The sequence below is a fragment of the Streptomyces sp. NPDC060198 genome, assembly GCF_042728415.1.
Classification (GTDB): domain Bacteria; phylum Actinomycetota; class Actinomycetes; order Streptomycetales; family Streptomycetaceae; genus Streptomyces.
Genome location: NZ_JBHWZJ010000100.1, coordinates 1 through 21,847, shown reverse-complemented (window position 1 = coordinate 21,847; position 21,847 = coordinate 1). Strand labels below are relative to the sequence as shown.

Genomic DNA, 21,847 nt, shown 5'->3' with positions numbered 1-21,847 from the left:
GGCCGGCCGTGTGCCCGGCCCGGCGGCGCGTTCGGCGGACCCCGCAGGAGTGGCGCGGCTGTCCGCTACATACATGTCAGGACGTCCAGACTCCGGTGATGTCCTTGGCGGTCGCGGCGTTCCCCGCGTGCCCGAGGCCGTGCATGTCCTCCAGCGTGCGCAGGAGGTCGTAGTGGTTGTAAGTGGTGGCGGAGGTGGCGCCCGCGGTCACCCGCTGCCCGTAGAGGACCGTCGGGATGCGGTTGCCGCTGAGCCGGTTGTCCTCGTCGAAGGTGACGACGAGCAGGCTGTTGTGGGTTTTGGCCCAGGTCGCGTAGGCGCCGAGGTTGTTCTTCAGCCAGGTGTCGCCGCTGGACACCGAGCAGTCGTGCATGTCGCTGCACAGGTTCGGGACGACGAAAGAGACCTGCGGCAGCTTCGTGTAGTCGGTGGGGAACTGCTGGAAGGTGTAGGCGGACGAGGTGGGGACGTTGCTGAAGCCGAACCAGGGGTTGTGCTTGCGGGCGTAGTTGCCGCTGCTGCACGTGGTCGAACCCTGGCTGGGCAGCGTCTCGTTGTAGCTCGCCCAGCTCTTGCCCGCCGCGATCAGCTCGGACGCGAGGTTGGGCTGGCTGGAGAAGCCGGGGGTGTAGCAGCTGTCGTCCGTGATGCCCTGGGTGGCTCCGGAGAACAGGGCGAAGTAGTTGGGCTGGCTGGGGTGCGTCTCGGCGTAGGAGGCGGTGAGGTTGGCACCGCCGGTCTTCAGCGAGTTGATGTACGGGGCGCTCGACGAGCCGATGACCTGGCTGTAGCCGTGGTTCTCGAAGACCACGACGATCACGTGGTCGGGGGTGGGCACACTGGCCGCGGCCTGCGCCGGCGACGAGCCGCCGATGCCGGTCCACAGGCCGACGGCGGCCAGGGCGGTGAGGGCAAAGGCACAGGTGAGGGCGGTGCGACTGCGGCGGAACACGGATCTGCCGAGCACGGGGGCCTCCGGTGGGGAAGTCGGGAGTGGTACGGGGGCGGTGCAGGCCAGAGCATGCTCACGCCAAGAAGCATCTGGTGCGCTCCCTGCCGGTGGAATCATGAAGAGCGGGTGAACTGTGCGTTCCGGTGTGCCCGGTTTGGGGGCGTGGACGACGGGCGCGTCCCGTCCGAGGCGCGGGGCCTCTCTACAGGAAGGCGGCGGCGGCCCATCATGATGGTCGTGGCCTCGACGCGATTGCAGGGTCTGGTGCTGCCCCTGGCCGCCGCCCTCGCCCTGATCGCCGCCGGATCGGCGCAGGCCGGGCCGACGGTTCCGGACCACGCCGTCATCGTCTGCGACAGCGCCGGCTTCTACGCCGACTACTGGGTCCAGAACGGCTGGTTCTGCTGACCGCCGCGCCGTCCCCGGAGACTCGGACCCGGTACCGGCCCGTATCGGCCGGCGCCTTCTCTCCACCCGGTGCGCCCGGTGGGCTGCCTTCGGGCGGGCCGGCCGAAGGGCGATCGCGTCGGCAGCATGTCATTCACGTTTCACGTGTCTCCGTTCCGTGGAACGCGTGTCACTCGCGTGATCGAATGGCGGACATGCTGATCGCGCACCCCGGCCGCCTCCCGTCACTCGTCCCGTCCCGGTCCTTGTGCGTGTGCCGTGCGGGCCGTTGTGGCGGGGCACAGTGACCTGATTCGGGCGCGCCCCGCGGAAGGCGTGGGCGTCTTCCGCCGGGTGCGGCGGTGAGAGGTCCGTCGGGCCACAGCGCGGCCCCGCGAAACGGCCCCGGGGCGTTGTCCGTGCGCGATCTCCCGTGTACCGAGCAGTCCTTCTCCCGTCCCCGCCCCTCCGTCCGGGACGGGGCGCGACCACACGTCCTTCTCCGGAGCGGAAACACCCATGAACCGACCGAACTTCCAGGGCGGCCCGTCGCGTCGCGCCGTGCTCACCGCCGGAGCCGCCGCGGCTGGTCTCGCGGCTTTCGGCGCCGCTCCCGCGCACGCCGAGTCCTCCCACCCGGCGGCCGGGGCCGGCCACCGCGCCCTCGGGTCGGGGGCCTCGCTCTACTCCCTGGTCGAGGGGTACAGCAGGTGGCAGCACCGCACCGGAAGCAGCGACGAGGCCGCCGCCCTCCGTTGGCTGGAGGGACGGTTGCGGGAGCTGGGCGCGACCACCGCCCGCTGGTACTACGACTATCCGCACTACGCGTGGAAGGCACAGGTCCGGGCCGGAGGCGTCAGCGTTCCCACCGTTCCGCTGTATTACGAGGGCGTCGGTCGGCGGAAGGGCCGCGCCGACTTCGTACGGCCCGTGACCACCAGCAAGGACGGCAACGACCCCGCCGTGCTCGCCGCGGTGGCCGACGCGGCCGCGGCCGGAGCCTCGGTGGCGGTCCTGCCCACCACCAGCACCACGGCCAACTACCCGGCGTACGACGGTCTTGTGGCCTACAACAGCGACCCCGACGCCCCGAAGACGGGCGTCCCGACGCTCCTCGTCCCCGGACGGTTCGCCGACCGGATCCAGCGGTACGGCGCCGACGTCGACTTCCGGGCCCGGACCGTCGAGGGGCGTGCGTACTGCCTGACCGGCTGGCTCGGCACCCGGAGGCCGGTCGCCGACCCGATCGTCGTCACCACCCCCCTCAGCGGATGGTTCACCTGCGCGGCCGAGCGCGCGACCGGCCTCGCGCTGGCTCTGGCGCTCGCCGTCGACCTCTCGCGCGAGCACCCGGTCTTCTTCCTCGGCAACACCGGCCACGAGCTGAGCAACTACGGTGTGCGCGCCTACCTGGCAGGCGGGTTCGACCTCCGGCCCCGCGCGGTCTTCCACCTGGGCTCCGCCCTCGCGGCTGCCGCTCCCGGCCCCGACGGTCGCCTCGCGCTCACGCCCCGGGGCGCGGCCGCCAACCCCCGTCTCGACACGGTTCCCGGCCTCGCGGCCGATCTCGCCACCGCACGGTTCGGCCCGCTCGCCGCTTTCCCCGGTGAGGGCGCGGTCTGGAACAAGCTCCTCGGCCCCGCGGTCCCGCTGCTCTCCCTCGCCGGGAACTTCCGCCAGTTCCACACCCCCGACGACGTGCCCCGGGCGACCACCTCGCCCGAGGTGCTGGAACAGGCGTACACGGCGGTCCGGGCCGCGGCGGGTGACCTGATCGCCGTCGGCTGACCCGGTGTGAGGTGCCGCCCGCGTCGACTCGCCCGGTACGGAGCCCGTCCTGGGGCGCCCCGGGACACCGGGAGCGCCGACCGCTTGATCGTCCGAAGCCGGGGTAGCGAGATGCCATGACCACCGATAATGCAACCACCCCCGGCACCGGTCACGTGCGGCCCGAGGTCGACGTCCGGGCGCTGACCGGGCTGCTCGACGGCGAGTACGCCGAGATCCGCGATCTCGTCCGGACCAACCTGGTGGCCCACGCCGCCGTCCTCGACGAGGCCGACGAGCTCGGTATCGACGCGTTCCGCGAGCGGGTGCGCGAGATCGTGGTCGAGTTGGCCGCGACCGGCCAGACCGGCATGGGCTTCCCCGACGAGTACGGCGGGGGCGGCGACATCGGAGCCTCCATCGCCGCGTTCGAGACGCTCGCCTTCGGCGACCTCTCGGTGCTGGTGAAGGTCGGCGTGCAGTTCGGTCTCTTCGGAGGCGCGATCCTGCAACTGGGCACCCGACGCCACCACGAAGCCCATCTGGCCGACCTCGTCAGCGGGCGGCTGATGGGATGCTTCGCGATGACCGAGAGCGGGCACGGATCCAACGTCCAGGCGCTCGGCACCATGGCGAGGTACGACCCCGCCGCCCAGGAGTTCGTCATCACCACCGAGGGTGACCGGGCACGCAAGGACTACATCGGCAACGCGGCCCGGCATGCCGAACTCGCTCTCGTCTTCGCCCAGTTGGAAGTCGGCCAGAAGCGCGAGGGCGTACACGCGTTCCTCGTGCCGATCCGTTCCGGTGGCGAGGTGGTGCCCGGAGTCCGGATCGAGGACGACGGCCGCAAGATGGGTCTCAACGGCGTGGACAACGGCCGCATCCGGTTCGACGGGGTACGCGTGCCGCGCGAGGCGCTGCTCAACCGCTTCGCCGACGTCACCGCCGACGGCGTCTACGAGAGCGCGATCGACAACCCCGACCGGCGCTTCTTCACCATGCTCGGGACGCTGGTGCAGGGCCGGGTCTGCGTCGGTGGCGCGGGCATCAACGCCGCGAAGGTAGCCCTCACGGTCGCCACGAAGTACGCGGTACGGCGGCGGCAGTTCCAGGCGGCCCCGGAGGCCGAGGAGCAACTCCTCCTCGACTACGGCCTCCACCAGCGTCGGCTGCTGCCGCTCCTCGCACGTACGTACGCCCTGCACTTCGCGCAGGACGTCGTGCGCACACAACTCCACGAGGCATTCTCCGCCGCCGGGGACGACCCGCACGCGCGGCGCCGGCTCGAATCGCGCGCCGCCGGTACCAAGGCCCTCGGCACCTGGCACGCCACCCGGGTCATCCAGGAGTGCCGCGAGGCGTGCGGCGGCGCCGGGTACCTCACCGTCAACCGCTTCGCCGCTCTGAAGAGCGACAGCGACGTCTTCACCACCTTCGAGGGCGACAACCACGTCCTCCTCCAGCTCGTGGCCAAGGGCCTGCTCACCCACTACGCGAGCGAGTTCGAGGACCTGGACCAGCTCGGCATGGTCCGCCACGTGACCGGCCTCGCCGTCGAGACGGTCCTGGAGAAGACGTCGGCCCACAAACTCCTCGAACGGGTACGCGACCTGCTGCCCGGTGGCGACGAATGGGACCAGGAAGCGGGCCTCCTCGATCCGGAGTACCAGCTCGCCATGCTCCGCTACCGGGAGGAGCACATGCTCGCCGGTGCGGCGCGCCGGCTCAAGCGCGGCATCGACCAGAAGCGCGACCCCGGGGTCGTCTTCTCCGAGGTGCAGGACCATGTGATCGGGGTCGCCCGCGCCCATGTCGAACGGCTGGTGCTGGAGGCCTTCACCGACAAGGTGCGTACGCTGCCCGAGAGCGGCAACAAGGCCGCGCTGAGCCTGCTCCGCGACCTGTCCGCGCTGTCGGCCATCGAGTCGGACCGGGCCTGGTTCATGGAACACGGCCGGCTGACCGTCCAGCGCTCCAAGGCGATCACCCGCGAGGTCAACGAACTCTGCCGCAGGATCCGCCCCCTCGCCGTCGACCTCGTCGACGCCTGGGGAATCCCGCCCGAGATGCTGCGCGCGCCGGACCTGGTGGGCTGAGCCGGGCCGGCGGCCGGCCGGTGCGCTCCTCCGGCGGCGGTCACCAGGGGCGGCGGCCGGTGAGGTTCCGCCAATCCGTGCGGGCGTCGTCGAGGGCCGCACGAGCGCGCGGGAGCCTGGGGTCGGAGCTGTGGCGGGCGCGCGTCTCCTCCAGCCGCTGCTGCGCCTCCTCCACCGGACCGGTCGCCCCGCGGGCCTCGCCGAGGGCGGTTTCGAGCGCGGCGATGTCCTTTTCGCGCGTCTCGCGTGTCCGGTGCGCCGCGGCAGCGGCGTTACTGATCCGCACGCTGAACCTGCGCACGTTCTCCTCGGGGAACTCTTCGCCCTCGTACCGTTCCATGTGCGTCTGCCCCTCGGGCCGGGTGAGGTAGACGTACGACACGTGCTCGGTGCGTGCGAGTTCGAACCGGACGTGCAGGCCCGCCAGCGGAAGTTCGTCCTCTGCGACGAGGACCATGTGCTCGTACAGCGAGATCGCACCCAGCTGGTCGATTTGAGCACCACGGACCGGCGTGCGCAACTGCTCCAGATCGGACTCGACTCGGCGGACCCTGCGCCGGTGGGCGGACTCCGCCCGCTTCACGCCGAACCACGCCCGCCTCGTCTCGCGTCGCGCGGCGCTCCTCAACTTCCTTACCGAGCCGCGGGCTTGCTCCAGCGCCTTCCGCTCCTTGCCGTATGCCTCGTGGAACGCGTGGGCCCACCTGCCTGGGTACCGGACGAGCCGCCAGGCGGCCCAGCAGCCGAGCAGAACCGGCGGCGCCGGCACCCACCACCACGTACTCACAGGTTCCCCCTCCGCCGCGACATGCCCGCGCGGTCAACGACACCAATAGCGGGGAGCCGTGAGGTCCGTCAACTGTTGTGGCGGTCCGGCGGACGGGGAGGGCGGAGAGCGGCAGGTGTCGGGCACGGGCAGGGCGGCTCGCCGCCCCCGGAACGGGCCGGACGCCGCCCTGTCGGGAACCGTGGTGCGTACATGCGAAAATCCCCTCAGTTCGATGGATCACCGCGGCCGACGGGGTACCGCCTGCCGCCGCACCCGGGGGAGGGGAGCCTCGTATGGCCCTGTTGTCGTCGAGTCCGAAGCCGTCCGCGACGCCCGGCCACTTCGACGAGTGGGCGCTGGTCGACGTGGAGACGTCCGGGCTGAGGCCCGGCCAGGACCGTGTGCTGTCCCTGGCGGTCCTCACGCTGGACGTGCACGGCCGGCGGACGGGGGAGTACCACACCCTCCTCGATCCGGGCTGCGACCCCGGCCCGGTACACGTCCACGGCCTCACCTCCGAGCGTCTCGCGGGCGCGCCCACCTTCGGCCAAGTGGCGCCGAAGGTGGGCGAGTACCTCGACGGCCGCGTGTTCGTCGCCCACAACGCGCACTTCGACTACAACTTCCTGTCCCACGAGTTCGCCCGCGCCGGTCTCGTGCTCCCCGTCCGCAGACGACTCTGCACGCTGGCCCTCAACCGCCTGGTCGGTCCCCCGACGGCCGATCTCAAGCTGGGCACACTCGCCGCGCACTACGGGGTGCGTCAGGAGCGCGCGCACGACGCACAGGACGACGTACGCGTCCTCTCCGGGATCCTGCGCGGTTCGCTCGGCGCCGCCGAACGGCTCGGGCTCTCCCTGCCGTTCCTGGACTGCCCGCCGCGCGAGGAGTTCAGGCCCCGCATCCCCAAGGTGCCTTGTGCCTACCGGAATCCGGGCCGCCTGGAGCGCGGAATGCCACTGGTCCAGGGCATGAAGGTCAGCATCACCGGAGACACCCACGTGTCCCGGGAGGAACTCGTCGCCCGTTCGGTCGAGGCCGGACTGAACATGATGACCTCGGTCAGCGGTCAGACCAGCGCTCTCGTGACCAACGACCCCGCCACCGCGTCCGGGAAACTGCGCCGCGCCGCCGACGAGGGCGTCCTCCTCGTGGACGAGTTGACCTACCTGCGACTGCTGGAGGACGTACGGCCCGGTCAGGCCAAGGGTGCCGCTCGTCAGCCCCGCGCGGGCAGGGGCCCGGTGAGCGGGACGACGACGCCCGCCCCGAGCGCCGCCCCGGCCGTGAGCGTTCCGCAACCGCGGGTCCCCGCTTCGGCGGTGACCCCGGCCTCCACACCGAGGGGCAAGGAAAGGGGGCCCCTGGCCGGGCGCCGGGTCCTGGTTCTGGGTGGCACCCACGGCGAGGCCGCCGAAGTGCGCGTTCGGGCTGTCGCGCGGGGTGCCTCCGTGGCGGTGAACCTGTCGGCCGGTGTGACCGATGTCGTGGTGCTTCCCGGCGGCGAGGCCGACACGCGGCGGAGCCGCGTCACCTCCCTCGGCCTGCGGGTGCACGACGCCGACTGGCTCCTCGCCCCGGAGCCCGCCGGGAACGCCGAGCCCGAAGAGCCTGCCTCGTCGGCAGGGGCCACCGAGCCCGCCGCTCCTCCCCGGAGCTCGGCCGGGAACCCGCAGGACGGTGCGGAGGTCATGGTCCGAGGCGCTGTCATCGACCTGTCGGAGACCGGTACGGCCTGGACGGTGGCCGCGGCCTGGGCCCAGCACACCGCGTGTGACGTCGACGTGGTCGCGTTCGCCCTTGATGCCGACGAAAAGGTGCCCGGGGACGAGGACTTCGTCTTCCATGGCGCACCTGAGCACCCGGACGGGACGGTGAGGCTCGCCGCGGACGGTCCGACGGGGCAGGCCGTCTCCGTCGAACTGGAGCGTCTGCCCCTGGAGATCCACCGAGTCGTCGTCGCTGCCGCGATCGACGGTGACGCGACGTTCTCCGAGGTCGGGGCCATCGAGATCACCGCCGTACGCGGAGTCGGCGCTGCCCCGGCCGCGCGGGCCACACTCGACGCCGCCACCACCGAACGCACCATGATCCTGGCCGAGATGTACCGCCGGGGCGACGGCTGGCGGCTGCGGGCCGTCGGACAGGGATACGACCACGGTCTGGCGGATCTGGCCCGGGGCTACGGCGTCGACGTCGCCGAATGAAGGAGAGCTGTGCCGTGGATTCTCACGAAAAGATACTTGTCGAGCGTCTCCACCGAGCGGGGTACGCGGCGACGAAGGTGGACAGATCCACCGGCGGAGCGGTCGCCATCGCCGGACTGGTGACGCTTGAGGACGATTCCCAGGTATTCGCGAAAACCCTCCTCGGGCCGGACCGGGACGTCTTCCCCGTCGAGGCCGTCGGCCTGACGGAACTTCGCGAGACCGGCGGGGTGGCCACGCCGGAGGTGCTGTGCGCCTCGCCCCACCTGCTCGTGCTGGAGAAAATGCAGCCGCGCCGCGACGACGAACGTTTCTGGGAGCGGCTCGCCCACACGGTCGCCGCCCTGCACACCACCACGACCGCCGAGCGGTTCGGCTGGCACCGTCCGGGCTGGCTGGGCAGGCTGCGCCAGGACAACACCTGGGACACGGACGGCCATACGTTCTTCGGGGAGCGGCGCATCCTGCGCTGGCTGGAGGAACCCCTGGTCGAGGCGGCTTTCGACGCCTCCGAGCGGCAGGCCCTGGAGCGGTTGTGCGCAGCCCTGCCCGAACTGGTGCCGAACCGGCCACCGTGCCTGACTCACGGCGATCTGTGGCAGGAGAACATCGTCGCCACCGCCGACGGCACACCCGTGCTCATCGACCCCGCCGTCTCCTACAACTGGCCGGAAGTCGACCTCAGCATGCTGTGGTGCTCCCCCCGCCCACCCGCCTCGGACCGGTTCTTCGCCGTGTACGAGGAGATCACCGGGATCGACGAGGGCTGGAGGGAGAGGATGGACCTCTTCCACCTCCGGGAGCTGCTGGGCGTCATCGCCCACGACGACGACGGCTGGGGAGCGGCCGAGGCCATCCGGAAGACCATCGCACCGTTTCGGCGGGTCACGGGCTCTTAGGAGTCATCTCACCTGGGTGACTCGGTGGCCTGTGAGCCGTGGTGGGGATCATTGAGTGGCTGGTGCCTGACGAGTGGCGGGAGTTGTTCCAGCGGGTGGTGCCGGAGGCGCGCCGTCGCGGCCCGCCGGAGGCGCGCCGTCGCGGCCGCAGGTCGGTGGTCGGCGTCGGCACGGCGACCGGGAAGTGCTGGCGGCGATCTTCTTCGTGACCACGTCGGGCGCCAGGCCGACCGAGCACCTCGAAGCAGCGGCCAGGGAACCACGTCTGCCGTGCCGACGTCCCGAGCCGGCAGTTCGACGCACGGCGCGATGCAGGGAGATGTCCGGTCTTCCTGGTCCGTTCGGGCTGAGGCCATTGTTGTGCTGCTCTGGCCCCGAATCCTGTCCGCCGGATAGTGTGATCGCCGGGGCGAAGTTGGCCAACTCCGGTGAACACCACCGGTGTTGAATGCCGATGCCGGGGGAGAGCTCATGGCTGGTCGGTGGCGGAAGAAGTCCCCGCCGAAGAAGGACGTGCCGGTGACGGGCGAGCCGGAGTTCTCGGCCGAGTCGGCGCGCGGGACGCTGCCTGCGCATATCGACGGACCTGGCGGGCGGCGGGCGGTGACGCTCGCCGTGCACGATGACGGCGTGGTGCTGACCGACGGTGATGAGCGCCGCGCCTACCAGTGGTCGGAGGTCGCCCACGTGTGGCACGCCAACGACATGGACGGCGAAGCGGCCGACGGTTCGATGATCACGAAGTGGCTGCACGAACTGGTGCTGGAGTTCACCGACGGCACGGTCGTGGGCTCACTGCTGGCCGACCCGCCCGTCGTCACGCCGGAGCCCGCCTTCCGCACCGGCCGGTTGTCGTCCTCGCCGCCCTCCAGCATCGCGCCGCTGATGCAGCGCGTCGGCGCTCCCGTGACCGAACTGCATCTCGCCAGGGCGAAGGCGACACTCGCGGCCGGCGGCCAGGTGATTTTCGGCCCACTGACCGCCACGGCGGACGGGCTGCACCACGACGGCAAGAAGATCCCCTGGCACACCATCACCTCATGCCGCTACAGCGTCGTCATCTTCTCCGAGGACGAGGAGGAACTGGGTGCGATGCTCCGCATGGAGTACGAGGTCGACGGCGACGCGTACGCATTCCCGTTCGCCTGGCTGCGGATACCGGCGCTCGACGTCCCGGACCTGGATGTCCTGGTGCGGCTCGCCGAAGAAAACCGCACCTGAGCAGCAGGGCACCCGCCACGATCGGCTACGCCACTTCACGGGACACCATCACCGCTCAACGCTCCCCACCACGAACAACAGCCTGCCGACGTGCCAAATGAGATGACTTCTCAGGCCGAAGAGCGAGGCGCGGACGAATACGGCTGCACAGTGCCGCGTCCACGGTCCGGTCTTCTCGCCGAACTCCGCCCGCGACTTCGAACTCACGAACTCTGACCGACGTGTCGTGAGGGGTGCTGGTCAAACGGGAGTCCCGATCGGGTGAGTGCGACAGCTGCCGAGCACGGAAGCAGGCCTCGTGGTAGCTCGAAGGGCGTCTTCGCCGAAGGGGCGGGCGGTGGTGCGGCCGCCACCGCCCTGTGCGGAAACGACCGGCTCGGCCCGGACACGTTCCGCCTTCCGGGCGGGCCGGACTCCGGCCGGGGCTCCCACCGGCAGGTTCCAGGGTCGGGTGGTCACGGGAGGGGGGCCCGTTCCGGGGCGCGGGCCCCCCTCGACCGATGGGAACGGAGGCCGGACCGGTCAGACGCGGTCCGCCGCGATCAGCAGGTACTGGAAGGAACCGTCCTTGTACGAGTTGATGAACGCGTCCTCGATCCCCGTGACCAGCGAGGAGGTGGCCCGCAGCTCCCAGTAGGGCAGCGTGTCGGGGGTGAGATCGACGACGGCCGTCGGCACGAGGCGGTTGTCGGCCATGGCGCGCAGGTACTCGCGGCGCGAGTGGATGTTGCACTCGAAGTGCGCGTTGATCTGTGAGACCCACTTCGAGGGCTGACCGTAGCGCGGGTTCCAGCAGCCGGTGATGGTCACGTAGCGACCGCCGACCTCGAGGACGCGGGAGTGCTCGGCGAAGAGGTCCTCCAGGTCGACGTACATGCTCGACTCGTTGTTCCAGGAGCCCGCGACCGACCCGGTCTCGAAGGGGGTGGCGAGCATGTTGCAGACGCGGGAGCGGACGCGGTCCTGGATACCCAGCTCCGCGGCTCGGCCGTTGGCGAATTCGGCCTGCTTGGCGGAGAGCGTGACACCCTCGACCGTGCAGCCGAAGCGCTGGTGCGCCATCACCATCGAGCCACCGCGGCCGCAGCCCGCGTCCACCAGGGTGTCGTCCCGGCCGATGTCGCCGAGGTGTCCCAGCAGGTACTCGGCCTGCGCCGACTCCAGCCGGTGGAGTTCGGCGACGAGCTTCTTCTCGCTCTCGCTGTCCTCGGGACCGCCGAGTGCCGCGTGGTCCACGTCGCCGATGCCGTAGTGGTGGTGGTACAGGCCGTCGACGTCGCCGAGGCGCAGGTTCACCGGCCTGGCCTCCCCGTCCCAGTAGCGGGCGATGTCCCCCTGGTAGGGCGTGGCCGGGCTGGTCGTCGCCGGCCGGGGGATGCGCAGGGAGGCGGGGGCGGCGGTGAGTTCGGTGTGGGTCACAGGTGGGTCCGTTCTTTACCAGAAATCGGGCAGTCGGTAGCGGAAGGTGTTGGTCCGGTGCCAGTAGTGGTTGCCGTCGACCCATGCGGCTACGCCTCGCAGGAAGCGCTGCACATGGGGGGAGGGGCACGCCTCGGTCAGGGCCGCGGCCTCGGCCTCGAAGTCGTGCATGAGGTCGTTGTGCACCTCGACCGACTTCAGATAGGCGTCCCGCTCGGAGAGCCCCTCGCGTTCGGCGATCACCACGGGCAAATTCAAGTGGTGTCCGGGGGAGTCCAGTTCCTTGGTGTAGGAGTAGAGGTCGTTCACGATGGTCGTCGCGTTCCCGGCGAGCGCGATGACCTTCTGCATGGCGGTTCGGGCGTGCAGATCCGCGGGCAGTTCGTAGCCGCCCACGGTGTCGGTGATCGTCGGGCAGGGACGGAAGTTGTTGAACTGGCGCATCGCCAGGTACTCCCACACCTCCGGCACACGGTCCAGCTGCGCCCAGGCCGCTTCGGCGAGGTACCCCAGGTGCAGCCGGGCCATGTCGTGCCGGAGCCGGTCCGCCTGGGAGGGGCTGGCCGCCCGGACGAAGTACTCCATGGCGGAGTGGTAGGCGCGCCGGGGTGCGTCGGCCCCGAGCGACTCGGCCCACCGCGGCTGGTACTCCTCGGTCGTGTAGAGCGGGTCCAAGGCGGTGTGCGCGAGCAGGAGACGTTCGCCGAGGCCGTCGGGCGAGCCGCCGTGGTCCTCGCAGTAGCAGTCGTCCACCGCGTTCTCGGCCACCATCAGCCGGGTGGCGAGCATGAGGTGGTCGACGGTGGGCGCGTCCGGATGGCAGGCGACCATGTAGCGGCCGACGGAGAAGCCGTCGAACTCCTTTTCCCAGTCGTCGGGGAACAGGCTGACCTCGTCCACGGCCCAGGCCTTGATACGCCTGCTGACCTCCTCGACCCGCTCCGGATCGGGCTCGGCCACCGGGTGGTAGTAGAGCCCCGGGACGGGCGTACCCTCCGCCCTGTCCACGACCGCCCCGGCCCCCGCCGCCCGTGTCGCCGGCGAGAGCAGTGGTGCCGGCAGTGGCGCCGCCGCCGGTACCGGTGGCGCTTTTTGCAGGATCAGGCGGAGCCCCGCCGTGCCCAGGCCGCTGGGGCCGCGCAGGAGGCGCTCCAGGCCGGCGTCCGGTACCGGAGCCACCTCCCCCGCGGCGGCGGGAGACGGCGGCGCTGCCACCGGGACCGCGGGCGGGGCGGGTACGTGCCCCGCGGGCGGGGCGGGTACGGAGAGTGGGCCGGGTGTGCCGCCGGTGGCGGCCTTGACGTCTGGGGCGCGGGCCGCGGCGCTCGCGAGCACGTGCGCCCCGAAGTGGGCGGCGGCCTCTGGCAGGCTCGACCGTGGCGGAGGCAGCTCGGGCGCTGGCATCCATGGCTCCTCGGGTGGGGTGGGCGGCTGTCCGAAAGCCCTCCGGGGGACCCGCGGCCGTCCCTGCCGTTCGGGGGACGTCCCGGGGCCGCCCCTTCTGGGCAGGCCCGCTACCTGGGCCAGTGGGCGATCTGCACGTTCTCCAGCACACCTACCGCGTCCGGCACGAGGATGGCGGCGGAGTAGTAGGTGCTCACGAGGTAGGACGTGATCGCCTTCTCGTCGAGGCCCATGAAGCGGACCGACAGGCCCGGCTCGTACTCGTCCGGCAGGCCGGTCTGGTGCAGACCGATGACGCCCTGGTTCGCCTCGCCGGTACGCATGACGAGGATCGAGCTGGTCTTCTCCGGCGTCACGGGGATCTTGTTGCAGGGGAGGATCGGGACCCCGCGCCAGGCCGGCACCTGCTGTCCGCCGAGGTCGACGTGGTCCGGATAGATCCCGCGCGCGTTGAACCCGCGCCCGATCGCCGCGATCGTCCGGGGGTGCGCCAGGAAGAACTTCGAACCTCGGCGCCGGCAGAGCAGTTCGTCCAGGTCGTCCGGGGTCGGCGGGCCGGAGTGCGGCTGGAGACGCTGCTTGAAGTCGGCATTGTGGAGCAGCCCGAACTCCCGGTTGTTGATCAGCTCGTGCTCCTGGCGCTCCCGCAACGCCTCGATGGTGAGCCTGAGCTGCTCCTTGGTCTGGTTCATCGGGCCGTTGTAGAGGTCGGCGACCCTGGTGTGGACCCGCAGAATGGTCTGGGCGACGGAGAGTTCGTACTCGCGCGGCTTCAACTCGTAGTCGACGAAGGCGCCGGGAAGCTCGTGCTCGCCGACGTGACCGGCGGACATCGCGATCTCCGCCTCACCGCGATGGTTCTGCTGCCGGCCCGAGAGTGCCGTGAACTCCTCGACGTGCGCACGGAGTCCGGGTGCCTGGGACAGCACGGTCGCGAAGTCGGAACGCGACAGGGTGAGCAGGGTGCCGGAGGTCTCCGCGGTGGCGGTCTGCTCCCACCGGGCGTCCTCGTCCAACAGGGCGTGTTCGCCGAACCGGTCGCCGTCGGCGAGTACGTCCAGATCGACCTCGTCGCCGTAAGTGCCCACACTGGTCTGGTTGATGCGGCCGTGGGCGACCAGATGGATCCGGTCCGCCGGTGCTCCGCGCTCGACCAGCGTCTCACCGGCGCGGAAATCGCGCTGCACGCACCGGCCGGCGAGCGCGGTCAGCACCTCGACGTCGTCGAAGCCGCGCAGCAGAGCCAGTTCACCGAGTTCACGCGGGATCACCCGGACGTCGGCGCCCTCCTGGACGAACTCGATGGTCCCGTCGCCGACGGTGTAGGACAGGCGACGGTTCACCCGGTACGCACCGCCCTGGGTCTCCACCCAGGGGAGCATGCGCAGCAGCCAGCGGGAGGTGATCTCCTGCATCTGCGGGGCGGATTTGGTCGTGCTGGCGAGGTTGCGGGCAGCCGCCGTGCTCAGGCTGGACTGCCGGGGCAGCGCCAGTTGCTCGTCCGGGCTCGAGTCAACAGTCATGGTGCACGCTCTCCATGGTCAGGTCGGCGACGCGGGCATACGGACGTCACCGGGCAACGCGAAGGAAAAGGGGGTATGTGGAAGGAAACCCCTCCAGACGCTGTGGACACTAACGGCCGATCAGCCCCCGGGACCAAGGAAAACCGCTGACATTAACTCGATACGATGATCACGCGCCGCCTGATGTTTGTACGGTCGCAGACGCATGTCGGCCGCTCCGGCGGCTGCTGAACTGCCTTTTCCCGGACTGGAGTCGGTTGAGCGGGCCGAGGCGGGCAAGCGCTGCCGGGGACGGTGGCGAACAAGTGCGCCCGGGTCGAACGACCATGGGGTAGCGGCCCGTGCGGCGGCTCGACAGCACGAGGCCGGGTTCCACCCGCCGTCGCTCGCCGGCCGAGGCGCCGTGCGGTGTCTCTTCCCGGGGTGGATGCCCGGACCGTGCACGAATCCGGCGACGCCCCAGTGTGGAGAGCGCCCGCCCGGCGCGGCAGTCCGCAGCCGCTCCCGTGAGTCCCCTCTCTCCTGGTGAAAGGTCCGACCGCACCGGAATTGACCACCCGGGCGCTCCTTCGGCCGGGCGGAGTGCCGACGACGTCCCTTACCTGTCGGGTAATTGCCAGCCCGTACCAGTCGCCGACACGCTGTGCGAACCGCTCGGCACCCGTGTCCACCCGGACGCCACGCCGACGGGAACCCTCTTCGTGAGCGATCAGGAGTTCGATCGATGACCACCGAAACCGACCGCGGCGCCCCGGCGCTCCCACCGACCGCCCTGCCGGCCGGGAGTCCGGGCGCTCCGCACCGGCTGGTCCTGCCTGTCGTGCTGGCCGGCGTCTTCGTCACCACCCTCGACTTCTTCATCGTCAACGTTGCGATCCCCTCGCTCCGGACCGACATCGGAGCGAGCTCCGCCGCCGTCGAATGGGTGGTCGCGGGGTTCGGGCTCGCGTACGGCGTCGGGCTGATCACCGGTGGGCGCCTCGGCGACCTCTACGGGCGGCGCAGGATGTTCCTGCTGGGCCTGGCCCTGTTCACCGTCGCCTCGCTCCTGTGCGGCATCGCCCGGACCGGTGACTTCCTCGTTTTCTCCCGAGTCCTCCAGGGGTTGGCCGCGGCCCTGCTCGCTCCTCAGGTTCTCGCACTGCTGAGCACCGTCTTCACCGGGGCTGCCCGGAACAAGGTGTTCGTCGGCTACGGTCTGGCCATGGGACTGGCCGCCGTTTTCGGCCAGTTGATCGGCGGCCTGCTGATCGAGGCGGACATCGCCGGCTGGGGCTGGCGCTCCTGCTTCCTGGTCAACGTGCCACTCTGCTCGCTCATCATCGGCCTGACCCCGAAGGTTGTCCCCGAGGCCCGGGCGGAGGGTCGGCCGAAGCTGGACCTCGCGGGTGTCGCCCTCGTCACCCTCGCCCTGGTCGCCCTCGTGCTGCCGCTGGTGGAAGGGAGGGAGCAGGGCTGGCCGGTGTGGACCTGGGTATCCTTCGGCGCGTTCGCCGTGCTGCTCGCCGTGTTCGTCGGAGTCGAGCGGTCGGTCGCCGCGCGCGGCGGATCTCCGCTGGTGAACATGGGCTCGTTCGGTGACCGTGCCTTCGCCGCCGGTCTCGCCTGTCAGCTGGTCTTCTGGACGGGCCAGGCCTCGTTCTTTCTCGTACTCGCCCTGTACCTCCAGGACGGCCGGGGTCTGACCGCCCTGCAGGCGGGCCTCCTCTTCGCCGCGATCGGCGCCGGGTACCTCCACACGTCGATGAACGCCTCGAAGTACGCCGCCCGTCTCGGCCGTCAGGTGCTCGCCGTCGGCGCCCTGCTCATGCTCGCCGGTCTGGTCGTCATCGGCCTCACCGCCGACCGGCTCGGCATGGACGGCAACACCGCGTGGCTCGTCCCGGGACTGGTGATCGACGGCGCCGGCATGGGCCTGACGGTCGCCCCGCTGGCCTCCACGGTGCTGGCCCGAGTCGGCCCGCAGTATGCCGGGGCCGCCTCCGGCGTGCTGACCGCCGGCCTGCAGATCGGCAACGCGATCGGCGTGGCGGTGATCGGCGTCGTCTTCTTCGGATCCCTCGGTGAGAACCGCACGGCGTCGTCCTATCCGCACGCCTTCACCCAGGGAATCGTCTTCCTGGTGGCGGTCGCCGCTGCCCTGGCCCTGCTGGTCCAGGCTCTGCCCCGTACGAGCGCCGCCGCCGAGTGATCCGCACCGACCTCCCGGATCAGCAGTCGGCCGCTGCCCCGGGGCTGACCGAAAGGGAATCGCACGTGAGCGCGAACGCAACCATGGAACGCTACATCGCCTTGTGGAACGAGCCCGACGCGACGGTCCGGCGAGCCGCGGTGGCGGCACTGTGGAGGCCCGACGGCCTTCATCTCACCCCGACCCGGCGCTTTCGGGGCACCGAGGAGCTGGTGGCCCGCGTCACCGAGGCGTACGACCGGTTCGTCGGAGGCCAGGGGCTGCGATTCCGGTCCGGCGGTGAATTGATGCGTAACCATGGCGCGCTGGCGTTCGACTGGGTGATGACGCCGGAGGACCGGAAGGACAAGGTGCTCGCGGCCGGCTTCGACGTGGTGCTCCTGGACAGTGACGGCCGGATCGCCGCGGATTACCAGTTCAACGAGCCCTCGGAAGCTCTGGACGGTCCCGACGGGCAGGTGGAGCGCTACCTGGCGGTGACGGACGCCGCCCGCCACTACCTGCCCGGCGCCCGCCTCGTCGACGGAGACGGAGTGCACGAAGGCCCGCACTCCATCGCCGCGGCACTCGTGGACGGTGGTGCGCGGCTTCTGACGGGAAGTACCTCCGCACAGCACGACGCCCTCCGCTACCGGTGGCGCCAGGACAGCACCGACGAGAGGTCCGGCGAGAGAGCGGAGGGCGTGGACTTCCTGCTCCACGACGGTACGGGACAGATCCGCGAGCACCACCGCTTCACCCGGACGGGACGGTACGCGGGATGACCGTCGGTCCCGCGGCCCGCCCGGGCACCGCGGGCAGGACCCGGACGGCCCGCAGTCCTGCCGCGGACGCTCCCCTTCATCCCCCGCTGTCCGTACCGCAGTTGTTTCCCCGCCCCGCTCTGATGCAGGGTGAGGGGATGACCGAGGCGCAGAACGAAGGGCAGCCGCACCGTCCGGCGGGCGCGCTCGTGCGCCGGTGGCGGGAACGGCGCGGCTACAGCCAGCTCGCGCTGGCCACCCGGGCCGACATCTCCGCCCGTCACCTGAGCTTCCTGGAGACCGGCCGGTCGAGCCCCAGCCGCGACATGGTGCTTCGCCTGGGCCGGCACCTGGAGCTGACGCCGCCCGAGAGGAACCAGCTTCTGCTGGCCGCCGGGTACGCCCCCGTCCGCACCGACTCGCCGTTGGACGCGGCGGTCGTGCGCCCCGTACACGACGCGCTCCGGCAGATCGTCACCGGACACGAACCGCTGCCCGCCCTCGTCGTGGACCGCGACTGGAACATCGTGCTCAGCAACAGCGGCTTCGCGCTCTTCGCCGAGGACGCTGCGCCCGAACTGCTGCGCCCGCCCGTCAACGCGCTGCGGCTCGCGCTGCACCCTGGGGGGATGCGGCCGCGCATCCTGAACTTCCCCGAATGGCGCGACCAGTTGATGCTGCGCCTGGAACGGCGGGTCGAGCTGACCGCGGAACGAGGGCTGACCGAACTGCTGCGGGAGCTGCGGGGCTACCCGGCGACCGGCGAACCGGGCCGCCCGGCCCGCGCCGACAGCACCGGCCTCACCCTGCCGCTGCGGTTGCGGTACCGGGGCGCCGAACTCTCGCTGATCTGCACCATCGCCACCTTCGGCATGCCGCTCGACGCGACCGTCGCGGAGCTGGCCGTCGAGGCGTTCCTGCCGGCGGACGCGGCCACCGGCGAGGCACTCGACCGCCTGTACCCCGCCGATCCGGCCCGTCGTCCCGTCTGAGCGACCGCCCGCGCACCGGCACTGCGGTCTGCGGGCGGTGTCCCGGCGTGTGAGGGACACCGCCCGTCCCGGCGTGCGCTTTGATCGGTGGACGAAGACTAAGGGTTGTCCCGCGATTCCTGGCGGGTGCGCGACGAAAGCTACGGCACCTCGCCGCGTTGTCGGAACGTCCCGCTGCATCCAGTATGCGGATGCTCCTCCGCCTTGCGATGCACCGCATCCGACGCCGCGCACCGATCCACCACGAAGTGCGGGAGAACCCTTAGGGCAGAACGGACCGTCGAGGGAGCGCCCGGCATGACCGATGAAGAGTCCGCCACCCCCCACTGGCTGTTCGGCGATCAGCTCGGGCCCCACTTCACCGATCCGTCGGGCGGCGGGCCGCACCGGGACGCGCCGCTGCTGATGATCGAGGCCAGGAGCGTCTTCCGCCGCAGACGGTTCCACCGGGCCAAGGCCCATCTGATCCTTTCGGCGATGCGCCACCGGGCCGCCGAACTCGGGGACCGGGTGAGATACGTCAAGGCGGACACCTACCGCGAGGGGCTGCGGGAGGCTTTGGGGGACGGCCCGGTGACCGTGCACCACCCCACGTCCCACGCCGCCCGCGCCTTCGTGGACACCCTGCCCTCCGTGCGTGTCCTGCCGGCGCGCGGTTTCCTCGTGACGCACGAGGAGTTCAGGAAATGGGCGGACGGCCGCGGCACGAAGCATCTCCGTCAGGAGGATTTCTACCGCTGGGTCCGCCGGACGCACGATCTGCTGATGGAGGGCGACGAGCCGGCCGGCGGCCGGTGGAACCTGGACCACGACAACCGGGAGCCGCCACCGCGCGGCGCGAGTGGGCTCGGTGTCCCCGCGCCCTACCGGCCCCGGGAGAGCGACATCGACGCCGAGGTGCGCGCGGACCTCGACCGCTGGGCGCGCGACGGGGACGTCGGGTTCGTCGGCGAGGACGCGCCGCGCAGATTTCCCGCCACCCGTCGCGAGGCCCTCGCGGCACTCCGCCGCTTCGCCGAGCACCGGCTCGCCACGTTCGGCGCGTACGAGGACGCGGTCCTCGCCGAGGACAGGACGATGAGCCACAGTCTGCTCTCCTCGTCCCTCAACCTCGGGCTGCTGGACCCCGCGGAGTGCGTCGAACGGGCGGAGGTGCGGTGGCGGTCCGGCGAGGCTCCGCTCAACAGCGCCGAGGGCTTCGTACGGCAGATCGCGGGATGGCGCGAGTTCGTCTGGCACGTCTACTGGTACTTCGGCCCGGAGTACAGGGAGAGCAACGCCCTCGGCCACCGGGGGCGACTGCCCGAGTGGTTCACCGAGCTGTCCTCGCGGGGGACGGGCGCGAACTGTGTCGGCCACGTCCTCGACCAGGTCAGGGAGACCGGCTGGACCCACCACATTCCGCGCCTGATGATCCTGGGCAGCCTCGCCCTGCAACGGGGCTGGGACCCGCGCGCCGTCACCGACTGGTTCCACCGCAGCTTCGTGGACGGCTACGACTGGGTCATGGTCCCGAACGTGGTGGGCATGTCGCAGTACGCGGACGGGGGCCGGATGACCACGAAGCCGTACACCTCCGGAGGCGCCTACATCGACCGCATGAGCGACCTCTGCGGCCCCTGCCGCTACAAGCCGTCCGTGCGGGTGGGCGAGGACGCCTGCCCCTTCACCGCCGGATACTGGAACCTGCTGCACCGCCACCGCGACCGGTTCGAGCACAATGCGCGGATGGGCCAGGTGGTCCGGGGGCTGGACCGGCTCACCGATCTGGACGAACTGCTGGAGCAGGAGCGCCACCGCCGGTACTGAGCGCGCGGCCCCCCCGTCCGGTGGCCGCCGGCCGCCCCCACGCGAGAAGGAGCAGTACGTGGTCCAGCAGTCCGGGCGGCCCGCTGCGGAAGAACCCGCCCCGGCGGAGCCCGAGCAGCAGGCGCTCTTCGGATGGCCGGACACCGCAGGGGAGTCCGCCGTGCCCCAGCCGTTCCGCGACACTCCCCGGGCACGCAGGATGCTCGACGTGCGGGAGGTCTACGCCGAGCCGGCGGCGCTCGACTCGCCGCGCGGCCGGCAGATCATGGCCCGGTTGCCAGGGGTGCCCGTGACGGAGGTCGGCACCCACTGGCGCATCCCCTCCCTCCACGGCAACGACGGCAACATCGCCCGGTGGGTACGCGTCAAGACGGAGACGCTCGTCCTCGGCGTCAAACAGCACCTCGTCACCCGCCCCAACGGAAGGTCGGCCGACTGGATCGCACCCGGCGCCTCCAACGGGTGCGCGATGGCTTGCGTCTACTGCTACGTCCCCCGGCGCAAGGGCTTCGCCAACCCCATCACGCTGTTCACCAACATCGAGGCGATCGTGGCCCACGTCCGGCGCCACGTACGCGCCCGGGGCCCCAAGACGGAGCCCAACCAGTGCGATCCCCACGCGTGGGTCTACGACATCGGCGAGAACGGCGACTGTTCCGTGGACGCCCTGATCTGCGACAACACCGCCGACCTCATCGTCGCGTTCCGTACGCTGCCGACGGCGAAGGCCTCCTTCGCCACGAAGTTCGTCAACCCCGACCTGCTGGCACTCGACCCGCGGGGCCGTACCCGGGTGCGTTTCTCGGTCATGCCGCCCGACGACGCGCGGCTCCTGGACATCCGTACCAGCCCGGTCGCCGAACGCATCGCCGCCGCCGCCGACTTCCTCGACGCCGGCTACGAGGTCCACTTCAACCTCTCGCCCGTCGTACTGCGCCCCGGCTGGCAACGGGACTGGGCCGAGCTGTTCGTCCACCTCGACGACGTGCTGCCCGCCCGGGTGAAGGAGCAGGCGGCCGCCGAGATCATCATGCTGACCCACAACCAGGCGCTCCACGAGGTCAACCTCGGCTGGCACCCACGCGCCGAGGACGTGCTCTGGCAGCCCGAGGCCCAGGAGACCAAGCGCTCGCAGAACGGCGCACTCAACGTCCGCTACGAACGGGAGATCAAGCGGCGGTCCCTGACCCGCATCCAGGACCTGCTGGAGGAGCACGCGCCCTGGATGCGGGTCAGGTACGCCTTCTGACGGCGTCGAGCCACCGGGGCCCACCGGCGCCGTTCAGCGATTTCGGACGGACGCGCCCGTGGGACGGGCGGGTCCCCCCACGGGCGGAACACCGGGCCGGTCCTTCCCGCCGGACCGGTCCGGCGGGAAGGTTCGTCCACCTCGACGACGTGCTGCCCGCCCGGGTGAAGGAGCAGGCGGCCGCCGAGATCATCATGCTGACCCACAACCAGGCGC

At 71.0% G+C, this 21,847-nt stretch carries 16 protein-coding genes; 11 read left to right on the top strand and 5 right to left on the bottom strand.

What is annotated here, in order from left to right:
• Positions 1-76 precede the first annotated feature (76 nt).
• Positions 77-967, bottom strand: a complete 891-nt coding sequence (locus ACFWEP_RS15295) for an alkaline phosphatase family protein (RefSeq protein ID WP_387370324.1) — start codon at positions 965-967, stop codon at positions 77-79.
• A gap of 222 nt (positions 968-1,189) precedes the next feature.
• Here ACFWEP_RS15295 and ACFWEP_RS15290 point away from each other — a divergent pair, with 222 nt between their 5' ends.
• From ACFWEP_RS15290 to ACFWEP_RS15280, 3 genes are all read left to right on the top strand, one after another.
• Complete coding sequence (locus ACFWEP_RS15290) at positions 1,190-1,360, top strand: hypothetical protein (RefSeq protein ID WP_387370321.1); 171 nt, start codon at positions 1,190-1,192, stop codon at positions 1,358-1,360.
• 498 nt (positions 1,361-1,858) lie between these two features.
• Positions 1,859-3,127 carry a hypothetical protein gene (locus ACFWEP_RS15285; protein ID WP_387370318.1) on the top strand — a complete coding sequence of 423 codons (1,269 nt, stop codon included), beginning with the start codon at positions 1,859-1,861 and terminating at the stop codon, positions 3,125-3,127.
• Between the two features lie 116 nt (positions 3,128-3,243).
• Positions 3,244-5,205, top strand: a complete 1,962-nt coding sequence (locus ACFWEP_RS15280) for an acyl-CoA dehydrogenase (RefSeq protein WP_387370315.1) — start codon at positions 3,244-3,246, stop codon at positions 5,203-5,205.
• A 40-nt stretch (positions 5,206-5,245) separates the two neighbouring features.
• Here ACFWEP_RS15280 and ACFWEP_RS15275 read toward each other — a convergent pair whose 3' ends face one another.
• Positions 5,246-5,992 (bottom strand): hypothetical protein, encoded by a 747-nt coding sequence (locus tag ACFWEP_RS15275; protein WP_387370313.1) that lies wholly within the window; start codon positions 5,990-5,992, stop codon positions 5,246-5,248.
• A 275-nt stretch (positions 5,993-6,267) separates the two neighbouring features.
• Between ACFWEP_RS15275 and ACFWEP_RS15270 the strand changes: the two genes are divergently transcribed.
• From ACFWEP_RS15270 to ACFWEP_RS15260, 3 genes are all read left to right on the top strand, one after another.
• Positions 6,268-8,181 (top strand): TerD family protein, encoded by a 1,914-nt coding sequence (locus ACFWEP_RS15270; protein ID WP_387370310.1) that lies wholly within the window; start codon positions 6,268-6,270, stop codon positions 8,179-8,181.
• A gap of 14 nt (positions 8,182-8,195) precedes the next feature.
• Entirely contained in the window at positions 8,196-9,080 is an 885-nt protein-coding gene (locus tag ACFWEP_RS15265) for a fructosamine kinase family protein (RefSeq protein ID WP_387370307.1), read from the top strand.
• Positions 9,081-9,551: 471 nt separating this feature from the next.
• Complete coding sequence (locus ACFWEP_RS15260) at positions 9,552-10,301, top strand: hypothetical protein (RefSeq protein ID WP_387370304.1); 750 nt, start codon at positions 9,552-9,554, stop codon at positions 10,299-10,301.
• A 522-nt stretch (positions 10,302-10,823) separates the two neighbouring features.
• Here ACFWEP_RS15260 and ACFWEP_RS15255 read toward each other — a convergent pair.
• The 3 genes from ACFWEP_RS15255 to ACFWEP_RS15245 form a co-directional block, all read right to left on the bottom strand.
• Entirely contained in the window at positions 10,824-11,720 is an 897-nt protein-coding gene (locus ACFWEP_RS15255) for a geranyl diphosphate 2-C-methyltransferase (protein ID WP_387370301.1), read from the bottom strand.
• Between the two features lie 15 nt (positions 11,721-11,735).
• Positions 11,736-13,124: a family 2 encapsulin nanocompartment cargo protein terpene cyclase gene (locus ACFWEP_RS15250; protein ID WP_387370297.1), complete on the bottom strand. Its 1,389-nt coding sequence runs from the start codon at positions 13,122-13,124 to the stop codon at positions 11,736-11,738.
• Between the two features lie 110 nt (positions 13,125-13,234).
• The gene (locus ACFWEP_RS15245; RefSeq protein ID WP_387370294.1) at positions 13,235-14,647 is read right to left on the bottom strand and encodes a family 2B encapsulin nanocompartment shell protein; all 1,413 of its coding nucleotides are present in this window, start codon (positions 14,645-14,647) and stop codon (positions 13,235-13,237) included.
• Between the two features lie 724 nt (positions 14,648-15,371).
• Here ACFWEP_RS15245 and ACFWEP_RS15240 point away from each other — a divergent pair.
• The 5 genes from ACFWEP_RS15240 (at position 15,372) to ACFWEP_RS15220 (ending at position 21,631) form a co-directional block, all read left to right on the top strand.
• The gene (locus ACFWEP_RS15240) at positions 15,372-16,838 is read left to right on the top strand and encodes an MFS transporter (protein WP_387370291.1); all 1,467 of its coding nucleotides are present in this window, start codon (positions 15,372-15,374) and stop codon (positions 16,836-16,838) included.
• A 65-nt stretch (positions 16,839-16,903) separates the two neighbouring features.
• Positions 16,904-17,602: a hypothetical protein gene (locus ACFWEP_RS15235; RefSeq protein WP_387370288.1), complete on the top strand. Its 699-nt coding sequence runs from the start codon at positions 16,904-16,906 to the stop codon at positions 17,600-17,602.
• Entirely contained in the window at positions 17,599-18,573 is a 975-nt protein-coding gene (locus tag ACFWEP_RS15230; protein WP_387370286.1) for a helix-turn-helix domain-containing protein, read from the top strand. Before ACFWEP_RS15235 ends, ACFWEP_RS15230 begins: the two co-directional genes overlap by 4 nt.
• 297 nt (positions 18,574-18,870) lie before the next feature.
• On the top strand, positions 18,871-20,382 hold the full coding sequence (locus ACFWEP_RS15225; protein ID WP_387370283.1) for a cryptochrome/photolyase family protein: 1,512 nt from the start codon (positions 18,871-18,873) through the stop codon (positions 20,380-20,382).
• A gap of 58 nt (positions 20,383-20,440) precedes the next feature.
• On the top strand, positions 20,441-21,631 hold the full coding sequence (locus tag ACFWEP_RS15220) for a spore photoproduct lyase family protein (protein ID WP_387370280.1): 1,191 nt from the start codon (positions 20,441-20,443) through the stop codon (positions 21,629-21,631).
• Positions 21,632-21,847 lie beyond the last annotated feature (216 nt).

Bases quoted from the DNA above. Each gene is read 5' to 3' on its own strand.
- ACFWEP_RS15250 (WP_387370297.1), bottom strand. From the start codon at position 13,124: ATGCCAGCGCCCGAGCTGCCTCCGCCACGGTCGAGCCTGCCAGAGGCC.
- ACFWEP_RS15245 (WP_387370294.1), bottom strand. From the start codon at position 14,647: ATGACTGTTGACTCGAGCCCGGACGAGCAACTGGCGCTGCCCCGGCAG.
- ACFWEP_RS15225 (WP_387370283.1), top strand. From the start codon at position 18,871: ATGACCGATGAAGAGTCCGCCACCCCCCACTGGCTGTTCGGCGATCAG.
- ACFWEP_RS15240 (WP_387370291.1), top strand. From the start codon at position 15,372: ATGACCACCGAAACCGACCGCGGCGCCCCGGCGCTCCCACCGACCGCC.
- ACFWEP_RS15285 (WP_387370318.1), top strand. From the start codon at position 1,859: ATGAACCGACCGAACTTCCAGGGCGGCCCGTCGCGTCGCGCCGTGCTC.
- ACFWEP_RS15260 (WP_387370304.1), top strand. From the start codon at position 9,552: ATGGCTGGTCGGTGGCGGAAGAAGTCCCCGCCGAAGAAGGACGTGCCG.
- ACFWEP_RS15270 (WP_387370310.1), top strand. From the start codon at position 6,268: ATGGCCCTGTTGTCGTCGAGTCCGAAGCCGTCCGCGACGCCCGGCCAC.
- ACFWEP_RS15230 (WP_387370286.1), top strand. From the start codon at position 17,599: ATGACCGTCGGTCCCGCGGCCCGCCCGGGCACCGCGGGCAGGACCCGG.
- ACFWEP_RS15280 (WP_387370315.1), top strand. From the start codon at position 3,244: ATGACCACCGATAATGCAACCACCCCCGGCACCGGTCACGTGCGGCCC.